The 21,398-nt window shown below is 39.6% G+C and carries 20 protein-coding genes and 1 pseudogene; 11 read left to right on the top strand and 10 right to left on the bottom strand.

Annotation, left to right across the window (positions count from 1 at the left end; all coding sequences use genetic code 11):
* Positions 1 to 33 precede the first annotated feature (33 nt).
* From A9Y75_RS10465 to A9Y75_RS10455, 3 genes are all read left to right on the top strand, one after another.
* Complete coding sequence (locus A9Y75_RS10465) at positions 34 to 1,338, top strand: ABC exporter membrane fusion protein (protein ID WP_071189493.1); 1,305 nt, start codon at positions 34 to 36, stop codon at positions 1,336 to 1,338.
* Entirely contained in the window at positions 1,335 to 2,516 is a 1,182-nt protein-coding gene (gene devC, locus A9Y75_RS10460) for an ABC transporter permease DevC (RefSeq protein ID WP_071189492.1), read from the top strand. Before A9Y75_RS10465 ends, devC begins: the two co-directional genes overlap by 4 nt.
* A 132-nt stretch (positions 2,517 to 2,648) precedes the next feature.
* Positions 2,649 to 3,365: a DevA family ABC transporter ATP-binding protein gene (locus A9Y75_RS10455; protein ID WP_071189491.1), complete on the top strand. Its 717-nt coding sequence runs from the start codon at positions 2,649 to 2,651 to the stop codon at positions 3,363 to 3,365.
* A 35-nt stretch (positions 3,366 to 3,400) separates the two neighbouring features.
* Here A9Y75_RS10455 and A9Y75_RS10450 read toward each other — a convergent pair whose 3' ends face one another.
* The 5 genes and pseudogenes from A9Y75_RS10450 to A9Y75_RS10435 all read right to left on the bottom strand — a co-directional run bounded on the left by A9Y75_RS10450 (position 3,401) and on the right by A9Y75_RS10435 (position 7,511).
* On the bottom strand, positions 3,401 to 3,862 hold the full coding sequence (locus A9Y75_RS10450; RefSeq protein ID WP_071189490.1) for a DUF29 domain-containing protein: 462 nt from the start codon (positions 3,860 to 3,862) through the stop codon (positions 3,401 to 3,403).
* Positions 3,863 to 4,085: 223 nt separating this feature from the next.
* Positions 4,086 to 4,541: a DUF29 domain-containing protein gene (locus A9Y75_RS10445; RefSeq protein ID WP_071189489.1), complete on the bottom strand. Its 456-nt coding sequence runs from the start codon at positions 4,539 to 4,541 to the stop codon at positions 4,086 to 4,088.
* 91 nt (positions 4,542 to 4,632) lie between these two features.
* Complete coding sequence (locus tag A9Y75_RS10440; protein ID WP_071189677.1) at positions 4,633 to 6,186, bottom strand: bifunctional ADP-dependent NAD(P)H-hydrate dehydratase/NAD(P)H-hydrate epimerase; 1,554 nt, start codon at positions 6,184 to 6,186, stop codon at positions 4,633 to 4,635.
* A gap of 555 nt (positions 6,187 to 6,741) precedes the next feature.
* Positions 6,742 to 6,990 (bottom strand): annotated as a pseudogene (locus A9Y75_RS29540) (type II toxin-antitoxin system antitoxin SocA domain-containing protein); the annotation flags it as partial.
* A complete protein-coding gene (locus tag A9Y75_RS10435) occupies positions 6,990 to 7,511 on the bottom strand; it encodes a hypothetical protein (protein ID WP_177176149.1) in 522 nt (173 codons plus the stop codon). The gene A9Y75_RS10435 and the pseudogene A9Y75_RS29540, both read right to left, overlap by 1 nt.
* 237 nt (positions 7,512 to 7,748) lie before the next feature.
* Between A9Y75_RS10435 and mnmA the strand changes: the two genes are divergently transcribed.
* Positions 7,749 to 8,801: a tRNA 2-thiouridine(34) synthase MnmA gene (mnmA, locus tag A9Y75_RS10430; RefSeq protein WP_071189487.1), complete on the top strand. Its 1,053-nt coding sequence runs from the start codon at positions 7,749 to 7,751 to the stop codon at positions 8,799 to 8,801.
* A 148-nt stretch (positions 8,802 to 8,949) separates the two neighbouring features.
* Positions 8,950 to 9,552: a Uma2 family endonuclease gene (locus tag A9Y75_RS10425; protein ID WP_071189486.1), complete on the top strand. Its 603-nt coding sequence runs from the start codon at positions 8,950 to 8,952 to the stop codon at positions 9,550 to 9,552.
* Between the two features lie 36 nt (positions 9,553 to 9,588).
* Here the strand turns inward: A9Y75_RS10425 and A9Y75_RS10420 are convergent, their stop codons facing one another.
* Both A9Y75_RS10420 and A9Y75_RS10415 read right to left on the bottom strand, forming a co-directional pair.
* Positions 9,589 to 10,017: a hypothetical protein gene (locus A9Y75_RS10420; RefSeq protein ID WP_236721368.1), complete on the bottom strand. Its 429-nt coding sequence runs from the start codon at positions 10,015 to 10,017 to the stop codon at positions 9,589 to 9,591.
* The gene (locus tag A9Y75_RS10415; protein ID WP_071189485.1) at positions 10,004 to 10,450 is read right to left on the bottom strand and encodes a type II toxin-antitoxin system antitoxin SocA domain-containing protein; all 447 of its coding nucleotides are present in this window, start codon (positions 10,448 to 10,450) and stop codon (positions 10,004 to 10,006) included. Before A9Y75_RS10415 ends, A9Y75_RS10420 begins: the two co-directional genes overlap by 14 nt.
* A gap of 271 nt (positions 10,451 to 10,721) precedes the next feature.
* Here A9Y75_RS10415 and sat point away from each other — a divergent pair, with 271 nt between their 5' ends.
* The 3 genes from sat to A9Y75_RS10400 all read left to right on the top strand — a co-directional run bounded on the left by sat (position 10,722) and on the right by A9Y75_RS10400 (position 14,496).
* Positions 10,722 to 11,903 carry a sulfate adenylyltransferase gene (gene sat, locus A9Y75_RS10410; protein WP_071189484.1) on the top strand — a complete coding sequence of 394 codons (1,182 nt, stop codon included), beginning with the start codon at positions 10,722 to 10,724 and terminating at the stop codon, positions 11,901 to 11,903.
* 100 nt (positions 11,904 to 12,003) lie between these two features.
* On the top strand, positions 12,004 to 14,133 hold the full coding sequence (locus tag A9Y75_RS10405; RefSeq protein WP_071189483.1) for a caspase family protein: 2,130 nt from the start codon (positions 12,004 to 12,006) through the stop codon (positions 14,131 to 14,133).
* Between the two features lie 39 nt (positions 14,134 to 14,172).
* Positions 14,173 to 14,496 carry a hypothetical protein gene (locus A9Y75_RS10400; protein WP_071189482.1) on the top strand — a complete coding sequence of 108 codons (324 nt, stop codon included), beginning with the start codon at positions 14,173 to 14,175 and terminating at the stop codon, positions 14,494 to 14,496.
* Positions 14,497 to 14,598: 102 nt separating this feature from the next.
* Here A9Y75_RS10400 and A9Y75_RS10395 read toward each other — a convergent pair whose 3' ends face one another.
* Entirely contained in the window at positions 14,599 to 15,471 is an 873-nt protein-coding gene (locus tag A9Y75_RS10395) for an S-methyl-5'-thioadenosine phosphorylase (protein ID WP_071189481.1), read from the bottom strand.
* A 185-nt stretch (positions 15,472 to 15,656) separates the two neighbouring features.
* Between A9Y75_RS10395 and A9Y75_RS10390 the strand changes: the two genes are divergently transcribed.
* Both A9Y75_RS10390 and A9Y75_RS10385 read left to right on the top strand, forming a co-directional pair.
* Positions 15,657 to 15,860, top strand: coding sequence for a hypothetical protein (locus A9Y75_RS10390; RefSeq protein WP_071189480.1), 204 nt, complete (start codon positions 15,657 to 15,659; stop codon positions 15,858 to 15,860).
* Between the two features lie 94 nt (positions 15,861 to 15,954).
* Complete coding sequence (locus tag A9Y75_RS10385; RefSeq protein WP_071189479.1) at positions 15,955 to 16,650, top strand: response regulator transcription factor; 696 nt, start codon at positions 15,955 to 15,957, stop codon at positions 16,648 to 16,650.
* A gap of 325 nt (positions 16,651 to 16,975) precedes the next feature.
* Here A9Y75_RS10385 and A9Y75_RS10380 read toward each other — a convergent pair whose 3' ends face one another.
* Positions 16,976 to 17,209, bottom strand: a complete 234-nt coding sequence (locus tag A9Y75_RS10380) for a hypothetical protein (RefSeq protein ID WP_071189478.1) — start codon at positions 17,207 to 17,209, stop codon at positions 16,976 to 16,978.
* Between the two features lie 173 nt (positions 17,210 to 17,382).
* Here A9Y75_RS10380 and A9Y75_RS10375 point away from each other — a divergent pair, with 173 nt between their 5' ends.
* A complete protein-coding gene (locus A9Y75_RS10375) occupies positions 17,383 to 19,446 on the top strand; it encodes a flavin-dependent dehydrogenase (RefSeq protein ID WP_071189477.1) in 2,064 nt (687 codons plus the stop codon).
* Here the strand turns inward: A9Y75_RS10375 and A9Y75_RS10370 are convergent.
* Complete coding sequence (locus A9Y75_RS10370) at positions 19,436 to 20,998, bottom strand: hypothetical protein (protein ID WP_071189476.1); 1,563 nt, start codon at positions 20,996 to 20,998, stop codon at positions 19,436 to 19,438. The genes A9Y75_RS10375 and A9Y75_RS10370 overlap by 11 nt on opposite strands.
* Between the last annotated feature and the right edge of the window lie 400 nt (positions 20,999 to 21,398).

The raw sequence follows: 21,398 nt of genomic DNA, 5'->3' as shown, positions 1-21,398 counted from the left end.
TTACTTCCCATCTTAAATCATAGGGGAAAACTTATGGTGCGTGATGTAACAGCTAAAGATTCCGCATTTTTGAAACCTACTTCCCGTCAACTGATATTGCTGACAACAGCCATAATTATCGCAATTCTAGGAATTAAAGGGTATAGATTGTTACAGCTTCAATCCAAAACCACTGAAATACCCGCTTCCCAAATAACTACACCGCAAATCAAGACGGTGACAGCATTAGGGAGAATTGAACCCAAAGGAAAAGTAATTAAACTTTCCGCACCTACATCTAGTCAAGGTAGCCGAGTAGAGACACTTTTGGTTAAAGAAGGGGATAAAGTTAAAGCTGGGCAAGTAATAGGCATTTTAGATAATCGTCCTCGTCTCCAAGCCGCTTACCAAGAAGCCCAAGCAGCCGTGAAAGTTGCCCAGGTAAACTTAGAAAAAGTGCAAGCGGGGGCGAAAGTAGGCGAAATAGAAGCACAAAAAGCCGATATTGCCAGAATAGAAGCCCAAAAGCTCGGAGATGAAACCGGACAGAAACAAGCAGTTGCGAGATTAGAAGCGCAATGGCAAGGTGAGACAAGCGCACAACAAGCAACAATTAATAGACTACAAGCCGAACTCAAAAATGCTCAAATAGAACTGCAACGCTATCAGCAACTTTACCAAGATGGGGCAATTTCTCAGTCTTTATTTGATACAAAACGTCTCAGTTTTGATACCATCACCCAACAGTTAAGTGAAGCTAGAGTAAACCTCAACCGCATTGATAGCACTGGACGCAAGCAAATTAGTGAAGCCAAAACTGCCCTCACTCGAATTAATGCCACTGGTAGTAAACAAGTCACTGCTGCTAAAGCCACCTTAAACCAAATAGCCGAAATCCGTCCGGTAGACATAGCCGCAGCCAAAGCAGAAATTAACCGCAGCCAAGCCGCAGCCCAACAAGCAAAAGCTAATTTAGATCAAGTTTATGTGAAATCACCCCAAGATGGTGTAATTTTCGACATTTACACCCGTGCAGGGGAAGTAGTATCTAATGACGGAATTGTAGAAATTGGGGAAATTAATCAGATGTATGCAGTAGTTGAAGTTTACCAAAGTGATATTAGTAAAATCCGACCCCAACAACAGGTAAAAATATCTAGCAATTCCCTAGCAGGAGAATTACAAGGAACTGTAGATAGGGTTGGTTGGAAAGTACAGCGGCAAAATGTGATTAATTCTGACCCTAGTGAAAATATTGATTCTAGAGTTGTTGAAGTTTATGTACAGCTAGATGAAGCCTCAAGCAAGAAAGCAGCAAAATTTACAAATTTGCAAGTTAAGGCAGTAATTTCACTATGATAGGATTTATTCAAAAACTCCAACGACGCACACCTCTAGGATGGTTGCAACTCAGCCATAGTAGAAGCCGCTTGTTAGTTGCTATATCAGGGATTGCTTTTGCAGATGTGCTAATTTTTATGCAGCTTGGCTTTCAGAACGCCTTGTATGACAGCAATACCACCTTAAACCGCGCTGTTCTTGCAGACATCGTTCTCATAAGTCCCCAAAGCCGGAATATGCAAAATATGTCCACCTTTTCACGGAGGAGGCTGTTTCAAGCTACTGATGTCCAAGGTGTAAAATCGGCTGAAGCCATGTATATCGGATTAGTCACCTGGAAAAATCCCCAAACACGCCGCAAAACCACAGTACAAGCAATAGCCTTTAATCCTGAGCAACCTGCATTAAATATACCAGAAGTCAACGCACAATTAGATAAAATTAAATTACCCGATAACTTTCTTTTTGATCGTGGTGCCAGAGGAGATTACGATCAAGTTTTTAGTCAAATAGACGCAGGTAAAACTGTCAGCACAGAAATAGAAAAACGGACAATTAATATTAGTGGATTATTTAAATTAGGAGCATCCTTTGGTGCAGATGGGACGATAATTTCTAGTGACGAAAACTTTTTACGCGTCTTTCCTAGAAGACAAGTAGGAAGTATTAATCTTGGTTTAATTGCCATTCAACCCGGATATGAACCAGAACAGGTAGCAGCAGCATTAAAATTACACCTGAAAAACAATGAAGACGTAAAAGTTTTCACTCGTGCAGAATTTATCAAATTTGAAGAAGATTTTTGGAAAAAAGAAAGCCCCATCGGGTTTATTTTCACTATAGGCGTAGCAATGGGATTTATTGTAGGTGTAATTATTGTTTATCAAGTTCTTTCCACAGACGTAAATTCCCATCTTAAAGAATACGCCACATTTAAAGCAATGGGATATCAAAACTCATATTTATTAGGCGTAATTTTTGAAGAAGCAATAATTTTAGCAGCATTAGGTTTCATTCCCGGATTTATAGTACCTTTAGGAATTTATCAACTAGCCAGAAACGCCACTAATTTACCTATATATATGACCTTAACCAGAGCCTTAATAGTCCTAATACTAACAATCATCATGTGTGCAATATCCGGAACAATAGCAACTAGCAAACTACAATCAGCCGATCCTGCGGATATGTTTTAAAGAAAGAAGTAAGGAGTCAGGAGTCAGGAGTCAGAATTTTTAGTATTAAAGAATCAGCAGAATCAACATCTCAAAAATTACTCTCTGTGCCTCTGCGTCTCTGCGTGAAAAACCTCTTAAACATCCTCAACTATGCAACAGATTAACTTTTTACAACCAGTAATTGATGTCCAAAATCTTGATCATTACTTCGGAACTGGACAACTCAAAAAACAAGTTTTATTTAATATCAACCTCACCATCAATGCTAGTGAAATTGTCATCATGACAGGACCATCAGGCTCAGGAAAAACCACATTATTAACTTTAGTTGGTGGTTTACGTTCTGCTCAATCTGGAAGTTTGCGAATATTAGGAAATGAACTGTGTAACGCTAATGCTAAACAACTCACCCAAGCGCGACGAAATAACGGTTATATCTTCCAAGCTCATAATTTACACAGTAGCTTAACTGCAATTCAAAACGTGAGAATGGGTTTAGAAATACATCCGAAAATCTCAACTCAAGAAATGCTCAATCGCTCAAAAGCAATGTTAGAAGAAGTAGGATTAGGAAATCGAATTAATTACTATCCAGATAGTTTATCAGGAGGACAAAAACAAAGAGTGGCTATTGCTCGTGCATTAGTAAGTCAACCGAAAATTGTCCTAGCAGATGAACCCACAGCCGCACTGGATAAGCAATCGGGACGGGATGTGGTAGAATTAATGCAGAAATTAGCGAAAGAGCATGGTTGTACAATTCTACTTGTTACCCATGATAATCGGATTTTAGATATAGCCGACCGCATTGTTTATATGGAAGATGGTCATCTGGTTAGAGATGGTGTAGGTGTGATGAGTTCTTAACAGGAAAATGACGAGGATAAGAATTAGGAATTTAATTAATCAGGTAAAAGGTCTTGATTTAAACATTCATCGGTATTAAAAGGAGATTCTAAGGGAAAAATATCTAACTCTAAACCAGTTTCTATAGATGCTTGCTGACGTGCGTCTTGATAACACTCTGCAAATGTTTCTAAAAAATATTTTTTTAGACTAGGACTATCTTGGAAATGTTTATTTAATCTACGACGATGTTCAAAGATAGTCGAAAGCCAACTTTTAGAGCGTTTTTCTGGCTGATATTTATATTTTAACAGGTGCATTAAAAGCACTACTAAATTACTTTCTAATGCCCTTTTTTCGCTTCTTCCCATGCTTTCGATTTCTTCAATCAGATTTTCTAAATCAATTTCTGCAAATTTACCTGCTTTTAATTGCTTGGCTGTTGTTTCTATCCACAAGTAAAAATCTTGTTCGTAAAGATTAGAGTTTGTGGTTAGTGCTAGTTGAGGTGCTGTCATATATTTTTTAACCTCCTCTGGTTGCTTACCAATATTATATCTTTAAAAATTCCATGTTAAGTTGTTTATCATGCAACTTCAAAAGATTGACCTATTGGAATTAAGTCTGGAGTATCTCCCTGTCCAACAATACCATTTTCTAAATATAACCCCACCCAGTAAATAGAACTTTATCTGAGTAGAACTGTGTAAAAATTCATTGATATTTACCTGTTAAAATAGCTTAATTCTTTAAAAAATAATCATTCAAAGTCTCATCTAAAGTAAAAGGAGATTCTTTTGGAAAGAAATTCAACTTAATCCCTGTTTCTTCAGATAATTTCAGACGAGCTTTATCATAACAATCTGCAAATACTTCTGTAAGTAAAGGTTGCAAACTAGGACTATCTTCTAATAATGCTTCAATACAAATCCTTTGTTCAGTAATCGTACTGCGCCAACTTTCACTGCGTTTTTCTGGTTGATATTGCCATTTTAGTAAGTGCATCAATAGCACAATTAAACGGCTTTTTAACTCCCGCTTTTCACTTCTACCCATGCTTTCAATTTCTTCAATTAAATTAGGTATATCTATTTCATTAAATCTATTTTCTTTTAAATGCTGAACAATCGCTTTTGTCCATAAATAAAAATCTTGTTCATAGAGACTTTGAGTATTGACAAAAGATTGATTTATCATTTATGTCCCTCCTAGTTTTTCCCATTCAATGAATGTTAGATTAACCCTAACTCATTCTAACTTACATGATATCAACAAAGCCTACTCCTCCTTAGGAAATCACATTACCGCTCATTTTCAAAACCGACCATTTCAAAACTTCCATCAAATATTGCGTCAAAGTAAAAGCATCAACACCTAATTCTGTCCTATCTTCTGCTGCTAAAATACCCGCTTGAGAATGCCACCAAGCCGCAGTTGCTACAACATCTTCAATACTAACTTGTTTATTTGCAACTTGCGCCAAAATTCCCCCCATTAAACCAGTTAACACATCACCGCTACCACCACGGGCTAAAGCTGGTGTACTTTCAGAATTGATCCAAACGACACCTTCAGGGCTAGATATGGCGGTTCTTGCCCCTTTTAACAACACTACAGCCCCAGTTTGTGATGCTGCTGTTTGTACTGCTTTCACCCTATCTTTAAAATCAATATCAGGAAATAAACGATGAAATTCACCTGTGTGGGGTGTGAGAATTGTTGTATTTTGCCGTTTTTGTAAAGTAGAAATAGTTCCTAATTGTGCCAAGATATTTAAAGCATCAGCATCAAGAATTAAAGGAACTTCACTTTCAATTACCTGTTGTATTATTGGCATAGCATCTTGAGTTAAACCGGGACCGCAAGCAATTACAGTAAATGAACTTAAATGGGTTTTTCCTGGTAATTGTAAATGAGAAATTGCTCCCGTTTCTGTTTCTGGACAATCGATAATTAAAGCTTCTGGTAAATGCGACACCAACAAAGGTTTAATAGATTCAGGTACAGCAATTGATAACATTCCTACCCCTGAAGCCCGCGCACCTAAACCTGTTAAAATTGCTCCACCTGCATAACGTCTTGAACCACAAATTAATAGTAAATGTCCTGATTTATATTTATGTGTAACTGGGGAACGAGGTAAAGGTAAAGTAGCAAGTGCAGTTTTGGTAGTTATGCGTTTAATTTTCGGTGGATTTCCTAAAACAGCATGAATATCTGCTAAGGGAATATCAAAATCAATTAATTCGGCTTTGCCAATATATTCTAATGCTTGTTCTTGCAATAAACCCTGTTTCCACAAACCTAAGCAAAATGTATGAGTCGCGCGAATAGCCGTTCCTAAAACCTCACCTGTATCTGTGTGTAAACCAGAAGGTAAATCAATACTAATAATTTGCTGATTCCATTCATTAAAATGATTAATTGCAGTAGCAACAGTATCGGTAATTTCTCTTTCTAAACCAAAACCAAATAATCCATCAACCAGAAAATCGCAACTTGGTAATTTATCAATTTCTTGAAAACAAGGAATTTCTAAACTTTGAGCATATTGGAAATGTTGGGAAGTTAATTCTTTTAGTTTAGAAAAAGGTTGATAAATCCAAACTTGATAGCCGCGAAAGTGCAATTCACGAGCTACAACTAAAGCATCACCACCATTATGACCGGGACCGACTAGAATTCCTACACGCTGTCCTTGGGGAATAATAGCCTGTAAGCGATCGCTAATCAATCCCGCTACCTTTTCCATCAAAGCTGCAACAGGCATCCCAGCGGCAAATATTCGCCCCTCAATATCCCGCATTTGTGCAGCAGTAACTACAATTTGCTCTTTAGTCATTAGGAATAGGGAATAGGGAATAGGGAATAGGGAATAGGGAATAGGGAATAGGGAATAGGGAATAGGGAATAGGGAATAGGGAATAGGGAATAGGGAATAGGGAATAGGGAATAGGGAATAGGGAATAGGGAATAGGGAATAGGGAATAGGGAATAGGGAATAGGGAATAGGGAATAGGGAATAGGGAATAGGGAATAGGGAATAGGGAATAGGGAATAGGGAATAGGGAATAGGGAATAGGGAATAGGGAATAGGGAATAGGGAATAGGGAATAGGGAATAGGGAATAGGGAATAGGGAATAGGGAATAGGGAATAGGGAATAGGGAATAGGGAATAGGGAATAGGGAATAGGGAATAGGGAATAGGGAATAGGGAATAGGGAATAGGGAATAGGGAATAGGGAATAGGGAATAGGGAATAGGGAATAGGGAATAGGGAATAGGGAATAGGGAATAGGGAATAGGGAATAGGGAATAGGGAATAGGGAATAGGGAATAGGGAATAGGGAATAGGGAATAGGGAATAGGGAATAGGGAATAGGATTTCCATGCAGAAAACTGACCATAAACAGAATACACTTCATCTAGTAGTTCACGAGTTTGCTGATCATATTTTGAAAAATCAATATCTTCAGGAATAGGAATAGCATTAGAACCATAATCTTTATATATATGATAAGCTTCAGGCACTACAGGCCCATGTGTCCAAGCTTCTATAGATTCTGAAAACAAAGGTTGATCATACAATGCTAAATGAAAACCTTGAGCATAATAAAGTAACTTTTGCAGCTTAAGATTAGACATTAAATCTCCCGCATCTTCGTCCGTCTGAGCCAGAAAATACTTGGCAATATCATTCTACCAGAAGAGGAAGATACTGTTTCTGCGTTGGAGAAACTGACAACACGAGCGCCATTAACACCTTTTAACTCCAGTTCTCTCACTCGTTGTTGGGCATTAGATTGTCGGCTAAAAATACCTGACTGGATAACGTTACGTCCATTGTACTCCCGAATATAAGCATTACTCTCAACCTGACGGACTCGTTGAAGTATTTGCATATTACTGCTGTCAACATAGACAAAATAGCGTTCAAAGTTTTGGTTATATTGACTAATTTGTGTGGTTGAGTAGGAATCAGAATTCTGGTTATATTGATTAAACTCTAATGCTGGCATTGGTTTCAACTGGGGTAATGCTGATTGCCCTATTAAAAAACCATTTTTGGATATTTGGGCTTGTGCTGGGCTATATTGGGGAATTACTAGCAACCATCCACCAAAAGCTAGAGCAAGTATGGATAGGGGAGTAAATTGGCTGGACATTTTACTAAACATATATTTTTTCAACTAAATGGTCTTACACATTTCCTAGCAGACATCATTTTAATCAGCCAATTCGGGATTTTCAATACTTGCATCAAGCATAAAAACCGAAGTGCTTTTCTACCAAGGGTTTACAGAAGTTTATGCTACAATTGGAAAGTCTGGTAATTCCCGTGCTGTGCTAGGATGAAAAACCTCTACTAGCAATCAAAAGTTAGCACTTTAAAAGTGTGGTTTATGAAAAAAGTCGTCGTTGGTCTTTCAGGTGGCGTTGACAGTTCTGTAGCTGCCGCTATTCTACACAATCAGGGCTATGATGTAATCGGTTTGACTCTTTGGCTCATGAAAGGTAAAGGGCAATGTTGCTCTGAAGGAATGATCGACGCGGCTCAGATTTGTGAACAATTGGGCGTTCCTCATGAAGTTGTCGATATTCGGGATGTCTTTCAAACAGAGATAGTTGATTTCCTAGTCACTGGTTACAGTGTGGGAATTACGCCGTTGCCTTGTTCCCAATGTAACAAAACTGTGAAATTTGGGCCGATGGTAAAATATGCCCGTGAACAATGGGAATGCAACAGCATTGCTACCGGTCATTATGCCAAAATACGCTACGATGAAACTACTAACCGTTACCAATTGTTACGTGCAGTTGACCGCAACAAAGACCAATCTTACTTTCTCTACGATTTGTCTCAAGATTTACTAAGTTGCTCTATCTTTCCTTTGGGTGAACTGAACAAAACCGACACCCGACGCATGGCGGCCGAATACAACTTAAAAACTGCCGATAAACCAGAAAGTCAAGATTTATGCTTGGTGGAAAGTAATGGTTCCATGCGGGCATTTTTGGATAAATATCTAGCTCCTAAACCAGGCGATATTGTTGATACTACTGGTAAAATCTTAGGTCAACATGATGGAGTGCATCATTACACAATCGGACAGCGTAAGGGTTTGGGGATTGCTGCACCGGAAGCGTTGTATGTGATTGAATTGGATGCTGTAAATAACAGAGTAGTTGTAGGAGATCGCACTAAAGGAACTGAGGCAGAATGTACAGTAAACCGAGTAAATTGGGTTTCTATTGCTGAACCTGCAACCCCCATTCGTGCAGAAGTGCAAATTCGTTATCGTTCCGCACCTGTACCCGTGACAGTAATTCCTTTAGAATGCGATCGTGTGCGTTTAGTATTTGATGAACCGCAATTCAGCATTACCCCTGGACAAGCAGCGGTTTGGTATGACGGGGATAAGGTATTAGGTGGGGGAATTATCGAACAGTTTTAGTTACAGCGATTTTCAGGTAAATAAACTACATTTTTAAATCTCACGCAAAGGCGCAAAGGCGCAAAGGAAGAGAAAATAAGAGTGTGGTAAAAATACATGAAAACTGATGTAATTCCCAAGATTGAGCTAATAGTGAGGAAAAATCATAATGGTAAAATCAGCCCTCAAATTGATCACAGTTAATGAATTTATTACTCAGTACGGTGATCATGATAATTATGAACTCATTGATGGGGAATTAATCGCAATGGAACCAACAGGACCCCATGAACAAGTATCATCTTTAATTGGGCGAAAACTGAATGTAGAAATTGATCATCACGACTTACCATATTTTATTCCCCATCGTTGCTTAATCAAACTATTGGGAACAGACACAGCCTTTCGTCCCGACGTGATTGTGTTAGACCAAACACAACTAATTAATGAACCATTATGGCAACAAGAACCTGTAATTACATCAGGAAAATCAATTAAACTAATTGCAGAAGTCGTGAGTACAAATTGGCAAAACGACTACGCCCGTAAAGTTGAAGATTACGCCCTATTAGGTATATCTGAATATTGGATTGTAGATTATTTAGGCATTGGTGGTAGAGAATATATTGGCAAACCCAAGCAGCCAACTATTACAATTTGTACGTTAGTAGAGGATGAATATCAAAAGCAATTATTTCAAAATAATGATCAAATTGTTTCTGCAATTTTTCTCGATTTGAAATTGACAGCAAAGCAAGTTTTTATAGTGTAATTATTAGATTAAAAATTTACTATATGCAAACAGTAATTAACCATGATCGTAAAGAGTAAAATTTCTATCTAACCAAATAACATAAAATATAGCTCCATCTCTATAGCCTACCATTGCTTTCATACCAGAAAAGCGAAAAGCAATAAAGTTTACATCTTCTGTAATAAAACCGGGAATTGGTGCTTTAATAGCATCTCTCGAAATTTTCTCATAACCAAGTTTATGTCTATCTTGTGACTGTATTTGGCTCCAAGTTAATTTACTAAGTCGATAAATTTTTAAAGCAAATGCAGCTTGATCATCTTTTTCACATTTTGTGATGCAATATTCCCCTTCTAGATAATGTAAAGAAAATATAGGGGGTTGTTGTTCCGGGGGTATTTCGTGTTTATCAGGTGGAGCAGATAGTTTATTTCCTCTTTCTTTTTGCGGTGGTTTAAATCTTTTTTTACTACTCATTTGCATTCACAAGCTGCGTCTTAAAGTGTTTTTTGAGAGCTTGATGACTGATAATTATATTATCTTGACGTGCATTTTTCCAAGGTTCTTCTTCGTGAATTAAGCTTAATAATTTCCATGCAGAAAACTGACCATAAACAGAATACACTTCATCTAGTAGTTCACGAGTTTGCTGATCATATTTTGAAAAATCAATATCTTCAGGAATAGGAATAGCATTAGAACCATAATCTTTATATATATGATAAGCTTCAGGCACTACAGGCCCATGTGTCCAAGCTTCTATAGATTCTGAAAACAAAGGTTGATCATACAATGCTAAATGAAAACCTTGAGCATAATAAAGTAACTTTTGCAGCTTAAGATTAGACATTAAATCTCCCGCATCTTCGTCCGTCTGAGCCAGAAAATACTTGGCAATATCATTACAATTGAGCATACTTAATTCCTTCCATCTTTATAATTTCGGCAACTATATATTATTGATAAAAAGTATATTAAATTTCCAGCATTGATAAATTATTATATTAGTATAATACTATTGTACTATACAGCATTGATTAAAGCAACCCCCTGCCCCCTGCCTTCTTTTCCCAATCTCACCCTTTCCGACCGGCAATTTACAAAAAGTTTTAAGAATTTGTACTATGTGTACCAACAATTTGATAAATTAATACATAGTTCGCAACAATTATAGGGAAAGAATCACGTTGAGTTACCATCAAGATGCCATTGCCCCCCACGGTGGAGAGTTGGTTAACCGGGTTGCTACACCCGCACAAAAAGAAACATTTCTCTCCAAAGCCGACTTCTTGCCACGAGTTACACTGGATGAGCGAGCAGTTTCTGATTTAGAAATGATTGCAATCGGTGGTTTTAGTCCGCTGACTGGTTTTATGAACCAAGAAGACTACAACCGAGTAGTAGCAGAAATGCGGCTGGCTAACGGTCTTGTCTGGTCAATACCAATTACACTATCTGTAACAGAAGAAGTTGCAGCCCCTTTGACAGAAGGTGATTTAGTCCGTTTGGATAATCCTAATGGTGAGTTTATTGGGGTTTTAGAACTTACCGAAAAATATACCTATGACAAAAAACACGAAGCCATCAATGTTTATCGCACTGATGATGCCAAACATCCCGGCGTGCAAGTAGTCTACAATCAAGGTTCTGTAAATCTTGCAGGTGATATCTGGTTATTACAACGTGATTCCCATCCTCAGTTTCCCAGCTATCAAATTGATCCTGCCGCTTCACGGGAAATGTTTAAAGAGAAAGGTTGGAAAACTATCGTTGGTTTCCAAACTCGCAACCCTATCCACCGCGCCCATGAATATATTCAAAAGTGTGCCTTAGAAACTGTAGATGGTCTATTTTTACACCCATTAGTAGGGGCGACTAAAGAAGACGACATCGCCGCTGATGTGCGAATGCGTTGCTATGAAATTTTGATGGAACACTATTACCCTTTAGATAGAGTAATATTAGCTATTAATCCAGCGGCGATGCGTTATGCTGGGCCAAGGGAAGCTATTTTCCATGCTTTAGTTCGCAAGAATTATGGCTGTACACATTTTATAGTTGGGCGAGATCATGCTGGTGTAGGTGACTACTACGGCACTTATGATGCTCAATATATATTTGATGAGTTTGCGCCTGAAGAATTGGGCATTGTGCCAATGAAGTTTGAACACGCTTTTTATTGCACACGCACCAAACAAATGGCGACAACCAAAACCAGTCCTAGCAAACCAGAAGAACGGGTTCACCTGTCGGGGACAAAAGTCCGGGAAATGCTGCGTCGTGGTGAATTACCCCCACCAGAATTCTCTCGTCCTGAAGTAGCAGCAGAGTTAACAAGGGCAATGCGTGTTCCAGCAGTATTAGCTTAAAACTGTCTTGGAATTAGCAAAAAGTATAATTGAAACTTTACTCTACAGACATCAGCCCTTTAAGCTATTATGCTGATGGGCTGATGGCTGATAGCTAATTATGAAACGGCGTGGGTTTTTAGAAAGGATGAGCCGCTTACTGGCGGTACTGGGATTGACTGAGGCTGAGTGGTTGACTTTGGGCGATCGCTATTATCAAGCTTTAGCACAACCCAGCCCTCGGAAGTTGGCGTTATTAATAGGCATTAATAAATATCCACACAGTCCCGCCTTGGGTGGTTGTCTGACTGATGTGGAATTGCAAAGGGAACTTTTGATTCACCGTTTTGGCTTTGCAACTTCAGATATTCTCACCTTAACCGAGGAACAAGCCAGCCGAGAATTTATTGAAGCGGCTTTTTTCGATCATTTGGGAAAGCAAGCAAAAGCAGGTGATGTGGTTGTATTCCACTTTAGTGGTTATGGCAGTCGTGTGAAATTGGCGACTTTGCCAGAAACTGTGCAGAATGCCCTGATTCCATTTGATGAAAAAAATATCCAAAACAGGCGCGTTGTCAACTATTTATTAGAAGAAACACTTTTATTATTATTGCGATCGCTCCCCAGCGATAAAGTAACCGCAGTATTAGATACTAGTTACTATGCTCCAACTACATCACAGCCCTCAAGTTGGCGAATTCGCACCCGCCCAGAATTGCCAGTTGCAAAGTTAGCAGTCGAGGAACTTGAGTTTCTCCAACAACTCAAAACCCAGAACTCAGCCGCCAACAATGCTATTGTCCTAAAAGCCACCTCCGACGAAAATCAGCAAGCTGGAGAATTGCTGTTTTCTGGCTTTAGTGCCGGATTATTTACCTATGCTTTAACTCAATATCTGTGGGAAGCTACCCCAGCTACAACTATTCAATTTCTTCTTTCTCATGTGAGTAGTTCTATTTCCAAACTGGGAATTCAACAGCAGCCAGGGTTATGGAGTGAGCAAAAAAATCCTCAAACTGCTTTGATTGTCGATCATCTCCCCCTAGAAAGCACCAGCGCGGAAGGCGTTGTCACAGATGTAGATGAAGACGGTAAAACAGTCCAGTTATGGTTAGCAGGTTTACCCCCGCAAGTTCTAGAATACTACGGTGTTAATTCTCGATTAACTCTAGCGACTGGAGAACAACTAATATTAAAGTCACGAACGGGATTAACTGCAAAAGCGCAACTATCTCCAGAACCTACTACTACGCCACAAGTAGGACAACTTGCCCAAGAAGCAGTACGGGTATTACCGAGAAATATTAATTTAACTGTAGCCTTAGATACTGAGTTAGAAAGAATTGAGCGAGTAGACGCAACTAGCGCCTTTGCCGCAATTACCCGCATTGCCAACATAGCAGCAGAACAGCCAGCAAATTATGTATTTGGTAAACTGCAACAAACTCCTAGCCGTTATGGTCTTTTTTCTGTCAGTGGGGAACTAATTCTCAATACTGCTGGGGAAGTTGGGGAAGCTGTGAAAGTAGCAGTACAGCGATTAAAACCGCAATTTTCCACACTGTTAGCCGCAAAGTTATGGCGACTGACAGAAAATGAAGGTTCTTCCCGCTTATCAGTTAAAGGGAGTTTAGAGATTATCAACAATATCTCAACACGTGTAGTTATGCAACGGGAAACCTGGCGCAGTCGGAGTGGGGAAACTGCGACGAATAAAGCATTTACAACTCAAGGAAAAGGGATTCCTACCGTTCCCGTGGGGAGTCGAATGCAGTATCGAGTGGAAAATTTGAGCGATCGCTCTATATATTTAATGCTGATAGGGTTAAATAATACTAGAAGTGCGATTTCCTTTTACCCTTGGCAAATCTCCCCTGAAGAAGTCTCAGACACCAAACCTTATTTACAAGAAATAGTCATTGCCCCAGGACAAACTCTGAGAATACCACAAAATGATGCATCCATCGGCTGGATGCTACCTACACGCCCTCTATTTTGTGAACATCAATTAATTCTCAGTACTTCACCATTCAGTGAAACCCTGGAAGCTTTAAGAACTGCTAAGTATCCTACTGCTGATCAACAGCCTATCAGCCCATTAGTTAATCCTTTAGAAGTCGCCCAAGCCTTGCTGCAAGACTTGCATAACGCTAGTCAAGCCAAAGTGGAAATGAATGGAACTGCTACAGACTCCTACATTTTAGATGTGAATAATTGGGCAAGTCTTAATTTTAGTTTTCAGGTAGTTTAAGAAGATGTCTGAACATAACTCAGCCAAAATTCAAATACCATGACATACTCACTAGAAGAAATTGCAAGACATAGCAGAATAGCCAAAGAATATCTCGGAGAAATTCCTAAAGAGGAAATACCACAGAGTGAACTATGGGAGGAAATACAGTCCGAAATTCTTACAAACTACAGTGAACGGTTAAAAGTGCTTGGAATCAATCTTTGTAACTCAGAGTTAATAGTTGCAATCAATTACGCCATCTGCCTAGAAGATGCCATTATCCGAACGCTGCAACGCGCAAAGTATGGGTTTGAAAGTGAAGTTCATGCTCACAATTACTTTGTAGCCGCAGTTAAGGAAGGTTGGAAACCAATCTGGTAAGTGGTTAATTTATATGATGTCCGGCAAATTATCCATAATAAAAAATTTCTCCGTATCCTTATGTCAACGATAATTATGGATATTTAACCGGACATGATATTACTACAAATACTTCTTCAACAACAACTCTAACTTTTCTTTAGTTGCTGCCGGTGCTTTATCCAAATTTGTCAAAATCGCATACTTTAAAGCCGAATGTGCATCACTAGCAGGCGGATTTTCACTCAACCGCTTCACAGTTTCTTGAATTACTTTTTGAGCATTGATCGCATTTTTGTGTAAGTTACCAATCACCATCTCTACTGTCACACTATCATGGTCTGGATGCCAACAATCATAATCAGTCACCAGCGCCAAAGTTGCATAAGCAATTTCTGCTTCTCTGGCTAACTTGGCTTCTGGTAAATTTGTCATCCCAATTACCGTTGCCCCCCAACTACGATAAAGATTAGATTCTGCCTTTGTAGAAAATGCTGGGCCTTCCATGCACACATAAGTACCGCCCCGGTGTAGATTCACATCTGGTAAATTTAAAGAAGCTATGGCATCAGCCACCACACTAGCCAAATTTTTACAAATCGGCTCACCAAAGGTGATATGCGCCACAATTCCTTCACCAAAGAACGTAGAAATTCGATTTTTTGTCCTGTCAATAAACTGATCTGGTACTACCATATCTAGTGGTTTAGCCTCTTCTTTCAAAGAACCCACAGCACTAGCTGAAATTAAGTACTCCACACCTAACTGCTTCATTGCATAAATATTGGCGCGAAATGGCAACTCAGAAGGGGACAGCGTATGATTACGACCATGACGAGCTAAAAAAGCAACCCTGGTTTTGCCCAAAGTACCTAAAATAAAAGCATCTGATGGTGAACCAAAGGGAGTCTCCACCTCTAATTCTTCCACATCTTCTAGGCTCTCCATTTTGTATAAACCACTGCCACCTATAATCCCTATTTTCGCTATTGTCATATGTTTAAGTTTGTTATTTCTGAAAGTGCTAAGTTATTTTACCGAAAATTTGCCGAGTACAAAGCTACAAACTAGTAATTAGCTAAGTTTTTTTGTTTAAGTAAAGCTACCAATGGCAAGTTAGTCAAATTTTGTTATCGTGCAATTAATAAATATGAAAATTATATAAAGCAGTGGTAAAGAATATGCAATTTACAGATAACTCACCTCAAAGTGACTTAGAAGCCATCTTGGAACGCATATTTAGTAATCGCCGAATTACACGTCAAGATCAATCAATCATGATGTATAAACTTTTACATGAATCCGATTTAAGTGAGCATAACATGAAGCAAATTAATAAAGTATTTGATGCTTTAAAAAGAGGAATAATTAAGGTAGTAGATTAAGGGACTTGCAAATAAAAACTTTCCCCAATTCCCTGTACCCAAAATCTCTTAACTTTCGCTAAATTAGAAAAAGGTACACTTAAAGGAATTTTCAATGTCAGCACAACTGTTACTGGTAGATGATGAACCAGGATTGCGGGAAGCCGTGAAAGAGTATTTACAAGAAAGCGGTTTCAGCGTTCAAACTGCCAGTAACGCCCGTGAAGGTTGGGAATTGATGCAGCAAAATACACCGGATTTGGTGATTTCTGATATCATGATGCCCCAAGTGGATGGTTATCAGTTTCTCAAACAACTGCGAGATGACCCCCGCTTTCAAGCAATGCCTGTAGTATTTTTAACTGCTAAAGGAATGACAGGCGATCGCATTCAAGGCTACCAAGCTGGTGTTGACGCTTATCTACCCAAACCCTTCGATCCTGATGAATTAGTGGCAATTATCGAAAACTTGCTGGCACGTCGCTCTGCTCAAGCACCAGCTATAAGTGAAGATGGAGAAAACATGGATATTGCCAAATTAGCTCTGGAAATTTCCAAAATTAAAGATTTGTTAAGTCCCAGAACAGCAATTTCTTACTCCCCACCTCCGTTCAAAATCGATTTGACACCCAGAGAACAAAGCGTTCTTAACTTAGTAGCAGAAGGATTGATGAACAAAGAAATTGCTCGACGTTTAGAAACCAGCGTTCGCAATGTCGAAAAATATGTCAGCCGTTTATTTAGTAAAACCGGCACTAATAGTCGTACAGAGTTAGTTCGTTTTGCTTTAGAACATGGACTGGCTAGTTAAACTTCTTTCAAGACAGATAGCTGCATAACTAGAACTGACCCGAAATGAGTTATTGCCGACATATTAGTAGGGTGCGTCAGATGGCAAGCCCTATGTTAATTGTGGGCAAATTATCGGGGCTGACGCACCATAGAAGAGATAAAATCCACAATTCATATTTGATGCACTTTGTCAATGTGTAAATCCTAATAACCTCTAATTTTGAATTTTGAATTTTGAATTTTGGGAAAGTGGCCTGCGGTCGGCATTAGTTGGCATTACTTGGCATTATTTTAAATTTTGTCCAGCGGTATTAGTCCGTACAGGGTAAAATGCCAAAAGAAGATTAGGGGAAACTTTCCCACGCTTGGGCAAGCAATGTACTCAGCCAGCGTCGCTGTTGTCGATTTAACACCAAGTCATCGGCTAACACTTGGGCAGTTAATTCTTCTAAAGATTGACCCTGAGAGCGGACAAGTTTGACTACGCCGGCAATTACCGCTGCTACCAGTTCTTCATCAACTGGCTGTTGTTGAAGTGCAAAAATTTCTTGGGGACTGTCTGGGATAGGATAATTCATGGTATGAGTTTACAGAAGTTCTAAAATGAATAATAAATTTAACAACCTATTAAAATTTCTTAATTTTCTTAATTAAATTTTTTTGATGCAACTGATAGGGCGGAGTCTAGCGCACTTTCCGCCTTTGTTAAATCTGTCGTAGTGAGTAAATCGATAGGAGATGTGAGCAGAATATGAAAGAAGTTCTTTACTTAGAAATTCCTACGACCGATACTGTGGCTGTACGCAGTTGGCTGCAAATAGATTTTGCACCAGGGTATGGAGAAAAATTACTGACCACAGACGGTTTTTGCCTGAGAAACCCTGTTGTGTCTGTTGAGGAAAATTTGGCAGATGAACTTTCTGTGTTTGTCTGGTCGGTACAGCGCACTACTTACCTGAAGGTGTTCCGGTGGGCTGATAAACCTGTTGCGAATGAGGGACAAATTCTCCAACGCCTAACTACAGGAATTAGAAGCCGCTTTCCCCATATTTATCCAGAACCACCAGAGATTGATCCTCAAAAATCGATTTTTCTACAGCTAGAACCCTATTATCCCCTGACTGTCAAGTACTTTCAGAAAATGCCCAATGGGGAATATGATCTCCAGCGTGCGTACTGGTGGGAGCAACGTTGGCGAGAAGGGGTGAGAAATCCCCAGCAGCCTCGTCAGGTGGTGTTTTATGAAGGTCAGAGGCAAGAAAGAAATCCCCATCTCCAATATGACCTTATTTATATCGGTGGGGCTTTAGGGTCGATTCATGCGGCTGTGATGGCTAAATTGGGTTATAAAGTCCTGCTGGTGGAAAGATTGCCGTTTGGACGCATGAACCGGGAATGGAATATTTCCCGTGATGAAATTCAATGTTTGGTGAATCTGGGTTTGCTGACAAATGCTGAATTGGAAACAATTATTGCTAGGGAGTACAAAGACGGATTTAATAAATTCTTTGATGGCAATAATCCCTCTCACCTAAAATCAGCAATTTTACACACGCCTACTGTGTTGAATATAGCTTTAGATTCTGAGAAATTGTTGCAAATCTGTGGAGAAAAACTACAAGCTGCTGGTGGTGATATTTGGGATGAAACAGAGTTTATTCGGGCAGATGTGAGTGATACACAAGTTAATGTTTTAGTCAAGCATTTACCTAGTGGTAATCAAAAGCAAGTTAGTGGCAGATTGTTAATAGATGCAATGGGTACAGCTTCACCTATTGCTTGGCAATTAAATGGTGGTAGAGCTTTTGATAGTGTCTGTCCGACGGTGGGAGCAGTAATTGAGAAAGGGTTTGAGCCTGGTGTGTGGGATTCTCAGTATGGAGATGTTCTCTACAGTCACGGCGATATCTCTCGCGGTAGACAGTTGATTTGGGAATTGTTTCCTGGAGTTGGGGACGAACTGACGATTTATTTATTTCATTACCATGAGGTGAATAGAAAAAATCCCGGTTCCTTGTTGGAAATGTATGAGGACTTTTTCACGATTTTGCCAGAGTATCGTCGCTGTGATCTAGACAAGCTAGTGTGGAAAAAGCCGACTTTTGGATATATACCGGGGCATTTTAGTGTTAGTAGTAGCGATCGCACAATAGCCTTTGATAGATTAATTGCTATGGGTGATGCTGCCTCACTTCAGTCACCCCTAATCTTTACCGGGTTTGGTTCCCTAGTTCGCAACTTAGAGCGGTTAACAACACTTTTAAACACTGCCCTTAAACATGATTTACTCAGTTTCCGCCACTTAAATCAAATTCGCGCCTACCAAAGTAATGTTTCCGTAACATGGCTGTTTTCCAAAGGAATGATGGTTCCTACAGACAAATTTATCCCTCCCCAACGGGTAAACTCGATGCTGAATACCTTTTTTGGGTTATTAGCAGACGAACCTCCAGAAGTAGCAGATAATTTCATTAAGGATCGTTGCGATTGGTTGACATTTAACCGTTTAGCACTCAAAGCAGCTACGAAAAATCCAGCCTTGCTGCTGTGGATTTGGCAACTAGCTGGTTTTCGGGACTTAGTGCGCTGGTTGGGTAATTATTTCAATTTCGGTCTTCATGCCTTAGTCAGTGCTGTGCTGAGTAAATTGCTCCCCAAATTCTTGAAATTGAACCAAACTTGGTTAGAATCCCGCTATCCGGCCATGTGGTTACAGTTGTTAACTATTAATTATGCGATTTCTAGCGGCAAACCATTATGGCGTAATCAGGTAGTCCCAGTTAACCCAAAAGCCCTAACTCAAATTAGTCACTAACCTTTGATTGAGGACTATTGGGGCGAAAATTTGGCAATTCTACAGAAGCTAATGATTTGCGTCCTTTGGGTGGACGTTGGGGATAAATCACTGGGGAAGGTGATTTTTGATCTTGCGGATATTCACCCAATGGTTCTGGGAAAAAATTGTGCAAAGGCAATTTTGACGATGTAGAGGGTGCGACTTCTGACCAATAGTCCTCGCTTTCTACAGCATTTGTCTCTTGGTGTCGAGAAGTGGGAGTGACTGGTGGTTCATGAGTTGGAGAACTCAGCAAATCTTCTGTCTGTAAATCCTGTTCGATTTTAACTTTTGGTTCTTCACCATTCTCGAACGTTAAGGATTCCCAAATAGGTGTATCAGCTTGATGACTTTGTACATCATCTACCGGCTGGGAGGAAAAAAACCTTTGAATCAAACTCTCCAATTGCTGATCTAAATGTGAGCCATGAGGAGTAGAAACAGTTTCTGATTGAGTTACAGAATCATCAACTGCTGACAAGGCAGCTATTTGTGTTGGTGTCAGGGTATATTCCGCATCTAAGCTATGCTCAGAAGATGGGGAAGTGGTCGCAGAGTAATTGTTTTGGTGTGAGCATGGTGTTGAAGATTCTGCACAGGAATTATCTATATTTTGGTGTAGCCCGTCGCAGAAAACACCCATAATATCTGCTTCTGCTGACCAAGGTTTAATGGGCTGTGCATTAGGAAATAAAGACCGCGCTTTTCTGGAGAATCTTGTCTGTCCACCAGTTACGCCCTGTGGGTGATAAGCTGTATCCTCTAAAGTGTCATAGTTAGGGACAGATGTATCTAAACACTTTTCTAAAGCGGCTTTAAATTGCAAAGTTTGGCGTTGTTGACGCATGAGCCTACTTTGCAATTCTCGACAAGTATTTTCTGAGTGCGATAACTGCTGAGACTTTTCACTGTAGTTAGTTTGTAGCAGTGAACATTCGCGTTCTAATTGAGCTAGGCGTTGTTGACTAATTTGTAATTGTGCTTTGTGGGTGTCGATGAAAATTTCCTGACGTTCAACAGTTTGTACAGCTGTTTCCAACTGTTGGAATAGCGACTGAATTTGCTCTTGGGCGGCTGAAAGTTCCTGAGTTTGTTGATTTAGCATCGAATCGGTGACGCTGGATCGCTTTTTTTGCCATTGCAAAATTCTTTCTGCTTCAGCTAATTCCTGTTTTAACTGCTCTACCTGACTGTACAAATCACCATTAGCTGTAGTTAACTCCTCATTCAAAGCTAGTAACTTCTGAAATTCTGAGTCTACAAGTGCTTGTTTATCACTGTCAGGTTCTGCCACCCAGTCCTGTTTGATATTATCTTGCACGTTTTCTACAATTGTAGTGTCATCTTGCTGTAGGTGTAGCCCGTCGTAGACATCTGCGGCTGGGTTCAGGAGTGGTAAATTAGTCACGGCCATATTTTCATAATGCACAACTGAGTAAAAGGGACAACTCGCCTGCTCCGATTGTGGCGAATTTGCAGAATTTTGGGGTTCAATCACAGTGCCGTTGTTTGAGGTGTCAGCTATATTCATCACTCTTGACCCACCTGCTTAAAAATATTCACCTATGCTAATGTCAGCATTGCTGATCAATTGCGTTTCATTGCTGGAGGGACTGCCGTAGACAATGACAATTTCCTCTAGAAGCCAAGTTTAACTCTCGTTCAGCATGAGTGACTAGTGCAATTTGGCAAATAGGCAGAAAGCAAATGGCAAATGGCTGTAATGCTCATAAAATCTAATTGTTGGTATGTTTCTAAATGTTTAGTGATTGCTGTCGTCGGGATGATCCCATTGAGCATCTATGTAATGCTAAATGAGGCCTTTATAACATTGCCAGCTTGGTTGCGGTTAACTTTTTGCATCATGTAGTATTTTTGCCCCCAAGCGGTAAAGGGTTTGAACCTGCTTGACATAGCCGACGTTAGGGTAG

Origin of the sequence: Trichormus sp. NMC-1 (genome assembly GCF_001858025.1) — a bacterium.
Classification (GTDB): domain Bacteria; phylum Cyanobacteriota; class Cyanobacteriia; order Cyanobacteriales; family Nostocaceae; genus Anabaena.
This window is presented reverse-complemented; position numbering and strand designations above follow the sequence as displayed.